Genomic DNA, 14,979 nt, shown 5'->3' with positions numbered 1-14,979 from the left:
TGCTTGTAGTTCGCACATTCGCACACAGTTGGGGCTGTCACTGCACTGTACGGTCGAGTAATCTGGCAACTGTCCCCGTACACTTCTAAACTGTTCCGGTATCGTTTCCTACAAGAACAACATGCCCGTGAAATCGAGTGCTGCGTCATGACCAACCTCCTGCTCTACCAACGTATTGCTCAGCAACTGGCCGAAGACATCCGCCGGGGTGTGTATCAGCCCGGTGAACGCGTGCCGTCGGTGCGCAAGATGAGTTCGCAGCTCAACGTCAGTCACGCGACGGTGTTGCAGGCCTATGCCAACCTTGAGGACCAGGGGCTGATTCGTGCGCGGCCGCAATCGGGTTACTACGTGCATCAGACGCCGGCGCTTACGGCGCCGACCCCGGATATCGCCCGGGTAGAGCGTCCGGGGTTGGTGACTCGCAGCAGTATCATCCAACAGGTATTGGTCGAGTCCCGTCGCGAAGGGGTATTTCCGTTGGGCGCGGCGGTGCCGAGTGTGGATTACCTGCCTGTACGGGCACTGCATCAGCAGTTGGCCAAGGTCACGCGCTTCCACAGCCCGCGGGCGTTCAGCTACATGTTCAGCCCCGGCTTCGAACCGTTGCGTCGTCAGGTGGCGATTCGCATGCGCGATGCCGGTGTCGTGGTGGACCCTTCCGAAGTGGTGATTACCCACGGTTGTGTCGATGCGCTGCAAATGTCCCTGCGAGTACTGACTCGGCCGGGGGATCTGATTGCCGCCGAATCGCCCACTTACTATGGTTTGCTGCAACTGGCGGATCTGTTGGGCCTCAAGGTCATCGAGATCCCCAGCGACCCGGTGACCGGCATGAGCCTGGAGGCCCTGCAACTGGCGGCCAACCAGTGGTCGATCAAGGCGCTGGTGCTGACCACGCGGCTGAGCAATCCCCTCGGCGGTACCATGCCTGAGGAGCGGCAGAAGCAACTGTTGCGCCTGGCTTCGGACTTCGACATTCAGGTGGTCGAGGATGACATCTACGGCGAGTTGATGTTCGAGCAGGGGCGGACCAAGGCGCTCAAGGCCTATGACCGGCTAGACCGGGTCATCTACTGTTCGAGCTTTTCCAAGACGTTGTCGCCGGGCGTACGCATCGGCTGGATGATCGCCGGTAAATTCCAGCAGGAGATCCAGCGACTGCAGACGTTCAGTACACACTCGGCGTGCAGCGTCACGCAGATGGGCATCGCGGCCTATCTGGAAAATGGCGGCTATGACCGCCATCTGCGCTATATCCGCCAGGAGTACCGCAAGAACCTCAGTGCCTTCCAGCTGGCGGTGCAACAGTACTTCCCCGAAGGCACGCAAATGAGTCGTCCCACCGGTGGCTTCATCCTGTGGGTCAGCTTGCCGGGGCGGGTCAATACCCAGGAGCTGCACGTCCGGGCGTTGCAACAGGGGATCAGTATCGCGCCGGGGTTGATCTTCAGTAACACCGAGCAGTTCAACCACTGCATTCGCCTGAACTGCGGCATACCCTGGAACCGCGAGGCGGAACGGGCGTTGATGACATTGGGGCTGTTGGCCACGCAATTGTGCCAGGAGACCGCCAGCGGTTTCCTGTAGGTATCAGCGGGCTTGTCAGCGTCGGATTATCAGGCGAGCATGTACTTCTCTGCCGTAAGTGCCGTTGTCTTTATGAAAGCCATTGCTCCTGCCTCCTGGGTTTTGATCGGCCTGCTGACTGCCTTCCATGCCGCAGGCGTCGTGGCGGCTTCGGTGCAAGAAAAACCGGTCGCCAGCGCCACCCAAAATGCGTCGAAAAAGCCACCGGCGGCGAAGAAGAAAGTCGCTAAAAAAACGGCTTCCTCGCAGAAGAAACGGGCCCCTATTGCCTCGAAGAGCAAATCCGCCCATGAGGTTGCCAAGACTCCATTACCACCGGCCAACCTGGATCTGAGCCTGCCCCATGACATGGTTCAGCAGCTGCAACCACCCGGGAAGGTGCCGCTGCCCAAGCGTGAGTCGTTGCTACCGTCGATGTTCGAGCAGAAGCCGGACCCGTTCCAGCTCAATGGCCGCCTGCTGAATAACGAAATGCAGCTGCCACTGCGTAATTCGGAGCGCCGGGAAGTGGAAGGTGCGGCCCTGGATTTCGAATTCAAGCGATAAATCTTCGGTGAATACAATTCGACGCTGACTGCCCGGTCATCTTCCGTTGGGTGAAAAAACACGCAGACGGTAATTTAAAACGAGTGTTTAAGCCGCTACTCTGTGTTCCGTTATTGGGCCATTACCCGAGAGGATGTTGTCGTCATGAAATGCCGTGAAGGCTGTGGCGCCTGTTGCATTGCCCCTTCCATCAGTTCGTCGATCCCCGGCATGCCCCATGGCAAGCCGGCGGGAGAACGTTGTGTGCAATTGTCGGTCGATAACTTGTGCCGGATCTTCGGCCAGCCGGAACGTCCGGCGGTGTGCTCGGGTTTCGCGGCCGACATTGAGGTCTGCGGCAACAGCCGTGAGGAAGCCATCCGGCTGATCGGGTGGTGGGAGCAGGCCACTGCGGTGTAATGGGTCAATGGACTGGGCTGATGGTGAAGCCCAATGACGAAACTCAACTGACCGGACTTCGACAATAAGGAAAAAAACTATGGGTTCGCTGCATCGTATGGCTGTGTTGTGTGGCTTGAGTGCATTTTTGGCAACCGCAACTGCGCAGGCGGAAGACTGGCAGGTCGTCAAGGAGCAGGACGGTATCAAGGTTTCTCTCAGTGAAGTGGCCGGCTCCAAGTACAAGGCCTACCGCGGCGTGACGGTCATGAAAACCAGCATGACGAAGTTGCGGGCCCTGCAGGAAGATGTCCCGGGTGCCTGTGCCTGGATTCATGAGTGCAAAACCCAGAAGCTGCTCAAGCACGAAGGCAACCAGAGCTGGACCTACACCCAGTTCAATACGCCATGGCCGGTCACGTCCCGGGATTCGGTGTTGCAAGTCACCACCGTCGAAGGCGCCGATGGCAGCCTGACCCGCAACCTCAAGGGTGTACCGACCTACCTGCCGGAAGAGAAGGGGTTTGTGCGAGTGGCCCAGGTCGATGGCTTCTGGAAATTCACGCCCAAGGGCGCGGACCAGATCGAGGTGACCTATCAGGTCCACACCGAACCCGGTGGTGATGTACCGTCCTGGCTGGCCAACAAATTCGTGGTGGATGCACCGTTCAACACCTTGAAGGCCTTGAGGGAACGTGCCGAGAAATAATCGTCAGGCTTGATGGATGCCCACACGGAGACCGCCTGCCAGGCGGTCTTTTCGTTTGTGCCGTCCAGGTAATCAGCGGAACGATTATTCACACCCAAAGGTCGAGATAGAGGTAAGCCCGGCCATGATTTGATCGAGGAGACACTAATGCATAAGTGGGAAATCACGTTCGTTGATGACCACGGCGAAGCGATCGCCGAGCAGTTCGACTATGACCAGGAGCCCACCATGGAGCAGGCGGCACAGTTGATTCGTGAAAGATTGCTCCCGGTGCCCGCCAAGTTGGACCTCAATGACCTGGAAGGGCGAACTGCCGAGCCAACGGTCAAGAATCTCAAATCCCAGCACAGCATCGAAATCATCAGCATTACACCGATTTCATGAAGTTCGTGGCCTGGCCCCGCTTGGCAGTGGCTATCACTTGAGGCTACTCTGCAATGGAGATCAGCGAAAGGATCGCCAAGGTCCGGTCTTGTCAGCTACATGCTTGTGTCCCGACGGTCATTTGATGCCGTATCGCTTGCAATCCACGGGTTGCCCGCGTGGGAAGACGGAAAGTCTATCCATCGATCTGAGGAGGACGTTTCATGAGCACAGCCTATCAAGAAGACATCAGCACCAGTGTGTTGCGCCGCATGAAAGAAGGCGGGTTCGATTTCTCACGATTCCATCCTATCGAGTTCTACGCCATTTTCCCGGACGAGGAGCGGGCGCGCAGGGCGGCGGGTCATTTTCGGGGTGAGTCATTGAACGCACAGATCAGCGCACGGGACGACGGTGCCTGGTCATTGGAACTGAGCCGGGTGATGTATGCCACTTACGATGACATTGGAGATTTCGAGCAAGACTTCGAAGCGGTGGTGGAGCCCTTGGGCGGCATCATCGAAGGTTGGGGGGTGAAGCAGGAGATCCGGCGTCTCCAGGCCTGATATCCGTGCCCTGCCACACCACAACGGCTGACCTTCGGGTTGGCCGTTTTCGTGTGTGCAGTCTGTAGCCGAGCGCTGACAGATGCTGCGTCACACCATCCATCGCCATGAACCTGACTGATCTATCCCGAACAGGCTTTGTACCTGGTTGTGTCGAGTAGAGGCCATGTCTGTCTTCCATGACTATGCTTGGGAGTATTACCAAAGGGACACTTGGGTGGTCGAGGGATTGAAGGACGGATGGCCATGTTGAGTCGGACCGCCTCGAACCTGTACTGGATGGCGCGTTACCTGGAGCGGGCGGAAAACCTCGCGCGGATGCTCGATGTGAGCTATTCGCTGTCATTGATGCCCCAGGATGGTCGCGGCGATGGCTTGCACGAACTGGCCATGCCTTTGATGATCACCGGCACCCTGGACGATTACCGGGAACGGCACGGCGGCCTGCACGCCGAGCGTCTGCTGAACTTCTTCGCCCTTGACGCTGCCAACCCGGCCAGCATCTACAGTTGCCTGGGCGCCGCGCGGGCCTGTGCCCATGCGGTGCGTGGGCGAATCACCGCTGACATGTGGGAAAACACCAATGCCACCTGGCTGGAGGTTCGCGACATCGCCGGGCAGGGCCTGGGGCATTACGGCCTGAGCCGCTTCTGTGAGTGGATCAAGGAACGATCCCACCTGTTTCGAGGGGCCACCTTCGGCACCATCATGCGTAACGATGCATTCAGGTTCATTCGTCTGGGAACGTTTATCGAAAGGGCCGACAACACACTACGCTTACTTGACGCCCGCTACGAAATGGCTGGCGATCAGGCTGCCACCGTCAGCGACGGCACGGCCCACGCGTATTACCAATGGAGCGCGTTGTTGCGAGCCTTGTCATCCTTCGAGGCCTATACGCAACTCTACCGTGAGGCTCCCGGGGCTCGCCCTGTGGCCGAGTTGTTGCTGTTGCGTGCCGACGTGCCGCGCTCGCTGCGGGCCTGCACCGAGGAAATCGACCAGATCCTCGCCAGCCTGTCGGGCACCAACGGACGACTGGCACAACGTCTGGCGGCGGAAATGGATGCACGCCTGCGCTACACCGGTATCAACGAAATCCTCGACGGTGGCCTGCATGCCTGGCTCACCGAATTCATCCCGCTGGTTCGGGAACTGGGCGACGCCATCCACAGTTCCTACCTGGAGATCATATGAGACTCTCGATCAGCCACGAAACGGCCTACCACTACGAGCAGCAGGTTCGCGCCAGTATCCAGTACCTGCGCCTGACGCCCCACGACACCGAACGCCAGCATGTGCTGAGCTGGCAGCTCGATTTGCCGAGGCCGGTGCACGCGCAATTGGACCCGTTCGGCAACATCCTCCACGTCCTTACCCTGGAGGAACCCCACGAAACGATCATCATCGGCGCACGGGGCCAGGTGGACATCGACCCGCTACGCGAGGCCGAACACGAGGAGCAGTCAGCCTTGCCGTTCCTGCGCTTCACCCGGCTGACCGAGGCAGACGAGGCGCTCCGCGCCTTCGCTCGGGAGCAATGCAAGCAACGTCGCGACCGCACGGCGCTGATCGACCTGATGCACGGGGTGAACCAGCACATGACCTACGCCCCCGGTTCCACTGAAGTGGAAACCAGCGCGGCCCAGGCATTCGCCGGCCGTACCGGTGTGTGCCAGGACCATGCCCACGTATTCCTGGCCTGCGCCCGCAGCCTGGGCATACCGGCACGCTATGTGTCGGGCTACGTGTACAGCGGGGACAATGAACACCTGGCCAGCCACGCCTGGGCCGAAGCCTGGCTCGAGGACGCCTGGTACAGCTTCGACGTGACCCACCAGTTGTCTCGTCCGGAACGACACCTGAAACTGGCCGTTGGCCTGGACTACCTGGATGCTTGCCCGGTACGTGGCCTGCGTCGTGGTGGCGGTGAGCAGATGCGGGCCAGGGTGGCCGCGACGCCGGCACCGGTGATCACAGTGCAGCAGCAATGACGTGGAGCGGTGGCGAGGGAGCTTGCTCCCTCGCCAAGGGAAGGTCTTATTGGCCCAACGGCTGTTTACGCCCGGCCATATGCTTCAGATACCCCACCAACAGATCCAGTTCAGGGTCTGGCAGCACGGCCGCTGAAAACGCCGGCATCTTGCCCTGGGGCCAGTGGCGCAGTCCTTGCGGATCCCGGATATAACGCTTGAGGAAGTCGCCCGAGAAATATTCCGTGGGATTGAAGGGAATGTTCAGGTCCGGGCCAAACTGTGCGTCGCCTGCGCCATTGAGCCGATGGCATGCCAGGCAATTTTTCTGGAACAGCTCGAAGCCCTTGTTGACCGGATCGTCCTTGGACAGGGTGGACGCCGGCAGCAGGGCGGGGAAGCGCTCGGCCACGGCTGACATGCGCTTGATGCTCGCCACCGCGTACGGCCACTGTTCCGGGCTGATATGGCCCGCTTGAGGATCGGTCCAGACAAGATAGAAAGGTCCGGCACTGGACTTGCCCTCTCCCAGGGAGGGCCAAGGGGCGGCCGGGTCTTCGATGGCCAGCCAGGCGCGTGCGCCGTTCTTGTTGAGTAATGGCGCGGCGGACATTTCGGCGGCGAAACCGTCCAGGGCCACGGCCTGCAGATGATCATCCGGCTGGACACCGGTCAGCAGCGACGTCAGCGGTACGGCGCGATAGCTCATCGGTTTTTTGTAGGAAACGTCGTCGGGTATCTGGATCGTTCGAGCTTCAGGATGCTTGAGCAGTTCTTCGGTTTGCCAGGTACGCGCAGTCGCACCCAACTCCAGCACCAGTTGAGCGGCATACAGGGGCGTGCTGAGCAGCAACGCCCCGAACAGGATGAGAGCTTTCAATGGATCGCCTTCCATGTCGAGAGAGTGGCGCAAGGTTGGCACAGCCAACGCCGCTCGAACAACGAACCCGTCACATTTTTTGGCGACACAATGGATGGCGATACCGCATCACTGTTGATGCAGGCGCCCGCACGCAATACTCAGCCGATCATTTTGGGAATATTCGGCAAAATCAACAGCAGCGTGGTGGCGAAGAGAATGAGTCCGGCTTGACGAACTTTCGAATGTTTGAACATGGCTGACCCGCCTTTTTTGTTATTTCCTGAGGCCAGCCTGCATAACTCCATGATGGCTGGCGTTGCACTTCCTGTCTGACAAGCGCCTCGGCAAAACCCGACGACATTCTTGTACAAGGATTACATTAGGGGCCGCAGCCGCTTTGGCTTAGATCCAATTCGTATCAGGTTCAAACGTGTTGCTATAAAAAAGGAATGAGGCCTATTGCCACCTTCTTGCGGGTCCTTTAGCTAGACAGCTTGCGTTCCTGAATCGGTTAACCCGATAGCACGCTACCGTTCGTCTGACCGTGGTCGTCAATGCGGTTGAGCACTCGGGTCATTGAATCCGGCACCGCTGGGCTTATGGTTGGAGGCATTGCGTTATCCGTCGTGGTTCGAGGATGTCATGACCCAAGCGTTGATTTTCGATGCCTTGCGCACGCCCCGTGGCAAGGGCAGGGCGGACGGCGCCTTGTACAGTATCAAGCCGGTGAATCTGGTGGGAGGGTTGCTCCAGGCCTTGCAGCAGCGCATGGACCTGGACACCCGCCAGGTCGATGACGTCGTGCTTGGTTGCGTAACGCCCGTAGGCGAACAAGGGGCCGACATTGCCAAGACCGCCGCCCTGGTGGCCGGCTGGGATGTCAGCGTTGCGGGTCTCCAGCTCAATCGGTTCTGCGCCTCGGGCCTTGAAGCGGTGAACCTGGCCGCCATGAAAGTGCGCTCGGGGTTCGAGGACCTGGTGGTGGCCGGTGGGGTCGAGTCGATGTCCCGGGTGCCAATGGGCAGCGACGGCGGCGCCTGGGCGTTGGATCCGCAATCCAACCTGCAGGGGCACTTCGTTCCTCAAGGCATTGGTGCCGACCTGATCGCCACATTGGAAGGCTTCAGCCGCGAAGACGTCGATACCTATGCGCTGCACTCCCAGAAAAAAGCCGGGCGGGCCCGGGCTGATGGTTCTTTCGAGAGGTCCCTGGTGGCGGTGCGGGATCAGAACGGCATCGTACTGCTGGACCACGACGAATTCATCCGGGTCGACTCCACCCTTGAAGGCCTGGGCAGGCTCAAGCCGAGTTTCGAAGCCATGGGCCAGATGGGCTTCGACGCCACGGCGCTGAGGGTCTACAGCCATGTCGAACGGATCGATCATGTGCACACACCCGGCAACAGCTCCGGGATTGTCGACGGTGCGGCGCTGATGCTGATCGGCTCCGAAGCCAAGGGGCGCGCCCTGGGCTTGCGGCCTCGGGCGCGGATCATCGCTACGGCCGTCACCAGCACCGATCCGACCATCATGCTCACCGGTCCGGCACCGGCCACGCGCAAAGCCTTGGCCAAGGCCGGGTTGCGGGTGGAGGACATCGACCTGTTCGAGGTCAACGAAGCCTTCGCCTCGGTGGTGCTCAAGTTCATCAAGGACATGGCCATCGACCCCGCCAGGGTCAACGTCAACGGCGGCTCCATCGCCATGGGGCACCCCTTGGGAGCAACGGGGTGCGCCATTCTCGGCACCCTGCTCGATGAGTTGGAGGTGCGTCGTCTGCGCTATGGCCTGGCGACCTTGTGTGTGGGTGGCGGAATGGGCATTGCCACTGTGATCGAACGCCTCTGAAGGACATTCTCAATGACCGCTGCCATTCGTTACGAAACCGGCCACGACCGGATCGTCGTCCTGACCATGGACCTGCCTGGCCAGAGCGCCAATACCATGAACGCGGTGTACCGTGAGGCCATGGCCGTCTGCGTTGCCCGTCTGGTTGCCGAAAGAGACTCGATCGCCGGCGTGATCATCACCTCGGCCAAGAAGACCTTTTTCGCCGGCGGCGATCTCAACGAGCTGGTTGCGGTCGGCAAGTCCGAGGCCAAGGCCTTCTACGAGATGATCCTGGGGCTCAAGGCGCAGTTGCGCGCCCTTGAGACGCTGGGCAAGCCGGTGGTGGCTGCCATCAATGGCGCAGCGCTGGGCGGTGGCTGGGAGATCTGCCTGGCCTGTCATCATCGCATCGCGCTGGATCATCCGTCGGTGCAGATCGGGCTGCCGGAAGTCACCCTGGGCCTGTTGCCGGGCGGCGGTGGGTTAGTCCGGATGGTGCGCCTGCTTGGTTTGGAGAAGGCCTTGCCGTATCTGCTCGAAGGCAAGCGGGTTGACCCTCTACAAGCGATGCAGGCCGGGTTGATCGATGAGTTGGCGGTCGATCGTGAGGAACTGCTGGCCAAGGCGCGGGCCTGGATTCTCGCCAACCCGGACGCGGTGCAGCCTTGGGACGTAAAGGGCTATCGGATTCCCGGGGGGACGCCGTCCGATCCGAACGTCATGCAGACGCTGGCGATTGCCCCTTCGATTCTGCGCGCCAAGACCCAGGGTTGCTTGCCGGCACCGGAGAAAATCCTTTGTGCCGCGGTGGAAGGTGCACAGGTGGGTTTTGACGCGGCTCACCTGATCGAAACCCGCTATTTCACTGAGCTGGCCACCGGCCAGATCGCCAAGAACCTGATCGGTACCTTCTGGTTCCAGCTCAACGAGATCAAGGCCGGAGGCTCGCGCCCACAAGGGTTTGCGCCGTATCTGACCAAAAAAGTCGGTGTGCTTGGCGCTGGCATGATGGGGGCCGGCATTGCCTGCGTCAGCGCCCTGGCCGACATCGAGGTGGTCCTGAAGGATATCCACTTGGCCGCAGCTGAAAAGGGCAAGGCCCGTTTGGCCGCGCTGCTGGACAAGCAAGTCGCCCGCCAGCAGATCACCGTGCAGCAACGCGAAACCACGCTGGCGCGGGTTCATACCACCGATAACGATGCGGACCTGTCCGGTTGCGATCTGATCATCGAAGCGGTGTTCGAGGATCGTGCCCTGAAAGCCAAGGTGTCGGCGGCCGCCCAGGCGGTGGTGGGACCGGATGCGGTGATTGCCTCCAACACCTCGACGTTGCCCATCACTGGCCTGGCTGCTGCAATTACGGACCCGACGAAGTTCATCGGCCTGCATTTCTTCAGCCCAGTGGAAAAAATGCCCTTGGTGGAGATCGTCAAAGGTGCCCACACCAGCGAGGTAACCCTGGCTCGTGGTGTCGATTTCGTCCTGCAGATCAACAAGACACCGATTGTGGTCAATGACGGTCGCGGTTTCTTCACGTCGCGGGTATTCGGCGCCTTTATCCATGAGGGCATCGCCATGCTCGGTGAAGGGGTGAGTGCGCCGATGATCGAGACCGAGGCCCGCAAGGCCGGGATGCCCGTCGGGCCTCTGGCGGCGTCTGACGAAGTTTCCCTCAGCTTGATCAGCCATATCCGTGACGAAACCGCGAAGGACCTTCAAGCAGAAGGGAAAGCGCCGATTGAGCACCCGGCGTTCGCCGTGATTGACTTGTTGCTCAAGGAATACCAGCGACCGGGCAAAGCGGCCGGGGCCGGTTTCTATGAATACCCAGCCGGCGGACAAAAACATTTGTGGCCGGAGCTCAAACGTCGTTTCGAAGATGCCGACCGACAGATTCCGCCCCAGGACATCCGCGATCGCTTGCTGTTTATCCAGGCCCTGGAAACCGTGCGTTGTGTGGAGGAGGTCGTGCTCATGTCGACGGCCGATGCCAACGTTGGCTCGATCTTCGGGATCGGCTTCGCGAGCTGGACCGGCGGTGCGTTGCAGTTCATCAACCAGTATGGCCCACGGGACTTCGTCGCTCGGGCCCAGTACCTGTCCGAGCAGTATGGCGAACGTTTTTCGCCGCCGGCCCTGTTGCTGGAAAAAGCCGCCAGGCAGGCCTTGTTCTGATCGCGGGGGGCTTGCCTTGAGGGGGGTTTCAAGGCAGGCTCTGGGGTGTGCAATATTCCCATCACCGTGTCAGGTATTTTTTATGTCCCTACGCATCTGCATTCTCGAAACCGATATCCTGCGCCCGGAGCTGGTCGATCAATATCAGGGTTACGGGCAGATGTTCCAGCGTCTGTTTTCACAACAGCCGGTCGCGGCCGATTTCGTCGTGTACAACGTCATGGAGGGGCAGTACCCGAGCGATGATGAGGTGTTCGACGCTTACCTGGTGACCGGTAGCAAGGCCGATTCCTTTGGTACCGATCCCTGGATTCAAACCCTCAAGAAGTATCTGCTGGACCGTTACCAGCGTGGCGACAAACTGCTGGGCGTTTGCTTTGGCCACCAGTTGTTGGCGCTGTTACTGGGCGGCAAGACCGAACGCGCGACCCAGGGCTGGGGTGTTGGCACGCACCGCTACAAGCTCGCGGCCAAGGCCCCCTGGATGAGTCCGGTGATGGAGGAGTTGACCCTGCTGATCAGTCATCAGGACCAGGTCACTCAGTTGCCCGAAAACGCTACGGTCATCGCCTCCAGCGATTTCTGCCCGTACGCTGCCTACCACATCAATGATCAGGTGCTGTGCTTCCAGGGCCATCCCGAATTCATCCACGATTATTCCCGTGCACTGCTGGAGCTGCGCCAGCAACACCTTGGCGAGCAGGTCTACAGCCAGGGCGTGGCGAGCCTGGAACAGGAACATCACGGCACGACCGTGGCCGAGTGGATGATGCGTTTCGTCGCGCACAAACCCCAGGCAGAAACGACCCAGCGCTGAAGACTTTCATGTGGGAGCGAGCCTGCTCGCGATAGCTGTTTACCAGTCAGCGCTGTTGTTGGCTGATCCACCGCTATCGCGAGCAGGCTCGCTCCCACAGGGTTATGTGTACCTGGGGCAAATGGGGAGAAGGCCTGCCTACAACCACCCCGACCGCTTGAAGCTGGCCCATAACGCGGTGCATCCCACGGTAATCACTCCCAATACCGTGAAATAGCCGTAGTGCCAACTCAGCTCCGGCATGTCCTGGAAGTTCATCCCGTAGATCCCGGCCACCGCCGTCGGAAACGCCAGGATCGCCGCCCATGCTGCGAACTTGCGCTGCACCACGCTCTGGCGTGACGCTTCGAGCAGCACGCCGACTTCGATGGTCTGGCTGGCTATGTCCGCCAGGGTCGTCAGATCTTCCATCTGCCGCGTGACATGAATCTGCACATCGCGGAAATACGGACGCATGTTCTTGTCGATAAAAGGGAAGTTCAGCTTTTGCAGTTCCTCGCTGATTTCCACCATCGGCGCTGCGTAGCGGCGCAGGCGCAGCACGTCGCGACGCAAGCTGTGCAGGTTCTGGATGTCTCGTTCGTTCAAGGCACTGCACAGCACATGGTGCTCCAGTTCATCGATCTCGTTATGAATGGCTTCACCCATCGGCTGATAGTTTTCAATCACGAAATCGAGGATGGCATAGAGTACGAAATCTTCCCCATGCTCTAGCAGGAGTGGACGTGCCTCACAGCGTTGTCGGACATGGGCGTAGGAGGCCGAATGCCCATTACGGGCGGTGATGATGTAGCCCTTGCCGGCGAAGATATGGGTTTCGATGAACTGCAGCTTGCCGTCCTTGCGTATCGGCGAATACGTGACGATGAACAGCGCATCACCGAAAGTCTCAAGCTTGGGACGGCTGTGCTTCTCCATGGCGTCTTCAATCGCCAGTTCGTGCAGGTTGAATTGACGCTGCAGATTGGTCAGCTCCTGGACACTGGGTTCTTCGAGGCCGATCCACACAAAATGCCCTGGTTTTGCAGCCCAGGCGCTGCCTTCGTCGAGGGTGATATTGGTGACTTTCTTACCGGCGCTGTAGACCGCAGCAGCAACGACTCTACCCATGATGGTGATTCACTTCTTATTGGAAAATGGCAGTGGCAGGCACCGTGCAGCTTAGCGCGCCCTGTTGCTTGAGAGTCGGCAAAATCCGCTGAGTTCTCCAATAGAAAGACCCGTCGTGGGTATAGGCTGCGCTCAGCCGGCCTGCAATTGGCTGTCCATCGCCGCGATGCACGTCTGCATCTGTTCTCGGCACTGGGCGATGAGGCGGGGCATGTCGTCCAGGGTCAGACCTTGCGTAGGAATCGCCGGCAGTGACTGTATGAGAATGTCACCGCTGTGCCAACGGTTCAGGCGCATGTGCTTGATGTAGCGGCTGACGCACACCGGAACAATCGGCACCCCGGCGGCGATCGCCATCTGAAAGGCGCCTTTCTTGAACGGCAGCAAATCCCCGCCTAGATTGCGGGTGCCCTCCGGGAAGACCCAGATGGACGTCTGTTCATGCTGCAGCGTGTGGGTCGTGGTCTGCATGGCGCGGCGCGCCTTGATCGCGTTGCCACGGTCAATCAACACGTTTCCCGCCAGCCAAAACAACTGTCCGAACAGGGGTACCCACTTCAGGCTCTTTTTGCCGATGCACACAGTGCGGTGGGGCACCACGTTGCCGAATACGAACAAGTCATAGTTGGATTGGTGGTTGGCGATGATCACGCAACTCTGGGATTTACCTACCAACGTCTCGATATCGGCCTTGACCCGTAAACCCATAATCCACATGGCGGGCCACGCATACAACCTTGCGCATAAACGGCTGTTGTCCGGGTTGAAGGGACGGCACAGACCCAGGATCACACCCAACACACCCGCTACAAGAAAATGCAGACCCATCAGCGACATACGCAATACGAACAACATCCACAGGCCCACCGGGACAAAAAAGGTGGTTCAGTGTACGAGTGTGCACTGGTTTCGGCAATTGCCCCTAGGAGGAAGGAGACGGGCGATGTTCGAGCGCATGTGTTCAACGGAGGGAGAGCCGCAGGCTAGAGGGCCTCGGCTTTTGTGGGAGCGAGCCTGCTCGCGATGGCAAAGGTACATTCAATAGATACGTTGCTGATGTACCGCTATCGCGAGCAGGCTCGCTCCCACAAAAGTGTGTCCTGGATAAACAGGGATTAACCCTGGTATTCCTGGTCCAGCAGGATCGCAGTGTCCAGGGTTTCCAGCAGTGCCTTGCGCACTTTCAACTTGGTGTTCTTGTGCGCCTTCATGTTGATTTTCTGCAACTGACGCGCCGCTTCCAGCGCCGCATCCCGCAGTTCCTGGGCCGACACCACTTTATCGAGGAAGCCAGCGTCCACGGCGCTCTGCGGGTTGAACATCTCGCCATTGATGACCGAGCGATGAAACGCGGATTTGCGCAAGCGATCACGGGCCAGCTCGATACCGGCGTGATGCATGGTCATGCCGATCTGCACTTCGTTCAGGCCAATGCTGAACGGCCCGTCCACACCGATGCGGTAGTCTGCCGAAAGCAGCAGGAATGCACCTTTCGCCACGGCGTGGCCAGGGCAAGCGACAATGACGGGGAAGGGGTGTGACAACAGGCGACGGGCCAGGGTCGAGCCGGCGGTGACCAGGCCTACCGCTTCCTTGGGGCCGGCCGTCATCACCTTCAAATCATAACCCCCCGACAAGATCCCCGGTTGCCCGGTGATGATCACGACTGCCCGATCTTCCGTCGCCTGATCCAGTGCAGCGTTGAACGCGGCAATGACGTCCGGTGAGATGGCATTGACCTTGCCGTTGTTCAAGGTCAGGGTCGCGATACCGTCTTCGAGATGGTAGGCAATCAGGTCGCTCATGACGCATTCCTTGTAAGAGAAGTGGCTCAAACGTTACCCACCGTCGCGGATCAGGTAAAGCGTCATGACTGACTCACCGGTCAGCTCCGAGCCGTAATAACAGTCTGTCCCGCCCAGTCGGCCGTGTCTGTATCCGTGGAGCGGTGTACATGCCAACCCGGAGATTGGCCGGTTTGCCCTGTTCCGTCGCGTTTGAAATGCCGGAACACCTTAACCGCATGAAAATTCTGAAAAAAACCTTTGCCATCGGAAAGG

At 59.6% G+C, this 14,979-nt stretch carries 15 protein-coding genes; 11 read left to right on the top strand and 4 right to left on the bottom strand.

Going from position 1 to position 14,979, the window contains the following annotated elements; all coding sequences use genetic code 11:
- The first annotated feature begins 147 nt into the window (after nt 1-147).
- The 8 genes from ACODTO_RS18005 (at nt 148) to ACODTO_RS17970 (ending at nt 6,146) form a co-directional block, all read left to right on the top strand.
- Nucleotides 148-1,590 (top strand): aminotransferase-like domain-containing protein, encoded by a 1,443-nt coding sequence (locus tag ACODTO_RS18005; protein ID WP_139649424.1) that lies wholly within the window; start codon nt 148-150, stop codon nt 1,588-1,590.
- 72 nt (nt 1,591-1,662) lie between these two features.
- Nucleotides 1,663-2,136 (top strand): translation initiation factor 2, encoded by a 474-nt coding sequence (locus ACODTO_RS18000; RefSeq protein ID WP_139649426.1) that lies wholly within the window; start codon nt 1,663-1,665, stop codon nt 2,134-2,136.
- 144 nt (nt 2,137-2,280) lie between these two features.
- On the top strand, nt 2,281-2,535 hold the full coding sequence (locus tag ACODTO_RS17995) for a YkgJ family cysteine cluster protein (RefSeq protein ID WP_139649428.1): 255 nt from the start codon (nt 2,281-2,283) through the stop codon (nt 2,533-2,535).
- A gap of 79 nt (nt 2,536-2,614) precedes the next feature.
- On the top strand, nt 2,615-3,223 hold the full coding sequence (locus ACODTO_RS17990) for an START domain-containing protein (protein WP_139649429.1): 609 nt from the start codon (nt 2,615-2,617) through the stop codon (nt 3,221-3,223).
- A gap of 147 nt (nt 3,224-3,370) precedes the next feature.
- Nucleotides 3,371-3,607 carry a hypothetical protein gene (locus tag ACODTO_RS17985; protein ID WP_139649431.1) on the top strand — a complete coding sequence of 79 codons (237 nt, stop codon included), beginning with the start codon at nt 3,371-3,373 and terminating at the stop codon, nt 3,605-3,607.
- Nucleotides 3,608-3,810: 203 nt separating this feature from the next.
- Entirely contained in the window at nt 3,811-4,152 is a 342-nt protein-coding gene (locus ACODTO_RS17980; protein ID WP_041021831.1) for a ribonuclease E inhibitor RraB, read from the top strand.
- A 246-nt stretch (nt 4,153-4,398) separates the two neighbouring features.
- A complete protein-coding gene (locus tag ACODTO_RS17975; RefSeq protein ID WP_175363430.1) occupies nt 4,399-5,349 on the top strand; it encodes an alpha-E domain-containing protein in 951 nt (316 codons plus the stop codon).
- Nucleotides 5,346-6,146, top strand: coding sequence for a transglutaminase family protein (locus ACODTO_RS17970; RefSeq protein ID WP_489106832.1), 801 nt, complete (start codon nt 5,346-5,348; stop codon nt 6,144-6,146). Before ACODTO_RS17975 ends, ACODTO_RS17970 begins: the two co-directional genes overlap by 4 nt.
- Nucleotides 6,147-6,192: 46 nt before the next feature.
- On the opposite strand, the gene ACODTO_RS17965 is transcribed toward ACODTO_RS17970, so the two are convergent.
- Nucleotides 6,193-7,020 carry a c-type cytochrome gene (locus tag ACODTO_RS17965; protein WP_175386343.1) on the bottom strand — a complete coding sequence of 276 codons (828 nt, stop codon included), beginning with the start codon at nt 7,018-7,020 and terminating at the stop codon, nt 6,193-6,195.
- A gap of 609 nt (nt 7,021-7,629) precedes the next feature.
- On the opposite strand from ACODTO_RS17965, the gene ACODTO_RS17960 reads away from it, so the two are divergent.
- The 3 genes from ACODTO_RS17960 to ACODTO_RS17950 all read left to right on the top strand — a co-directional run bounded on the left by ACODTO_RS17960 (nt 7,630) and on the right by ACODTO_RS17950 (nt 11,809).
- Nucleotides 7,630-8,835, top strand: a complete 1,206-nt coding sequence (locus tag ACODTO_RS17960; protein ID WP_139649436.1) for an acetyl-CoA C-acetyltransferase — start codon at nt 7,630-7,632, stop codon at nt 8,833-8,835.
- A 12-nt stretch (nt 8,836-8,847) separates the two neighbouring features.
- On the top strand, nt 8,848-10,992 hold the full coding sequence (locus ACODTO_RS17955; RefSeq protein WP_489106831.1) for a 3-hydroxyacyl-CoA dehydrogenase NAD-binding domain-containing protein: 2,145 nt from the start codon (nt 8,848-8,850) through the stop codon (nt 10,990-10,992).
- Between the two features lie 82 nt (nt 10,993-11,074).
- On the top strand, nt 11,075-11,809 hold the full coding sequence (locus ACODTO_RS17950; RefSeq protein ID WP_489106830.1) for an amidotransferase: 735 nt from the start codon (nt 11,075-11,077) through the stop codon (nt 11,807-11,809).
- Nucleotides 11,810-11,947: 138 nt separating this feature from the next.
- Here ACODTO_RS17950 and ACODTO_RS17945 read toward each other — a convergent pair whose 3' ends face one another.
- The 3 genes from ACODTO_RS17945 to ACODTO_RS17935 all read right to left on the bottom strand — a co-directional run bounded on the left by ACODTO_RS17945 (nt 11,948) and on the right by ACODTO_RS17935 (nt 14,724).
- Nucleotides 11,948-12,919, bottom strand: coding sequence for a magnesium and cobalt transport protein CorA (locus ACODTO_RS17945; protein ID WP_041020886.1), 972 nt, complete (start codon nt 12,917-12,919; stop codon nt 11,948-11,950).
- Between the two features lie 132 nt (nt 12,920-13,051).
- On the bottom strand, nt 13,052-13,774 hold the full coding sequence (locus ACODTO_RS17940) for a lysophospholipid acyltransferase family protein (RefSeq protein WP_489106829.1): 723 nt from the start codon (nt 13,772-13,774) through the stop codon (nt 13,052-13,054).
- Between the two features lie 260 nt (nt 13,775-14,034).
- Nucleotides 14,035-14,724: a crotonase/enoyl-CoA hydratase family protein gene (locus ACODTO_RS17935; RefSeq protein ID WP_489106828.1), complete on the bottom strand. Its 690-nt coding sequence runs from the start codon at nt 14,722-14,724 to the stop codon at nt 14,035-14,037.
- Between the last annotated feature and the right edge of the window lie 255 nt (nt 14,725-14,979).

The sequence above is a fragment of the Pseudomonas sp. FG13 genome (assembly GCF_057809755.1).
This window is presented reverse-complemented; position numbering and strand designations above follow the sequence as displayed.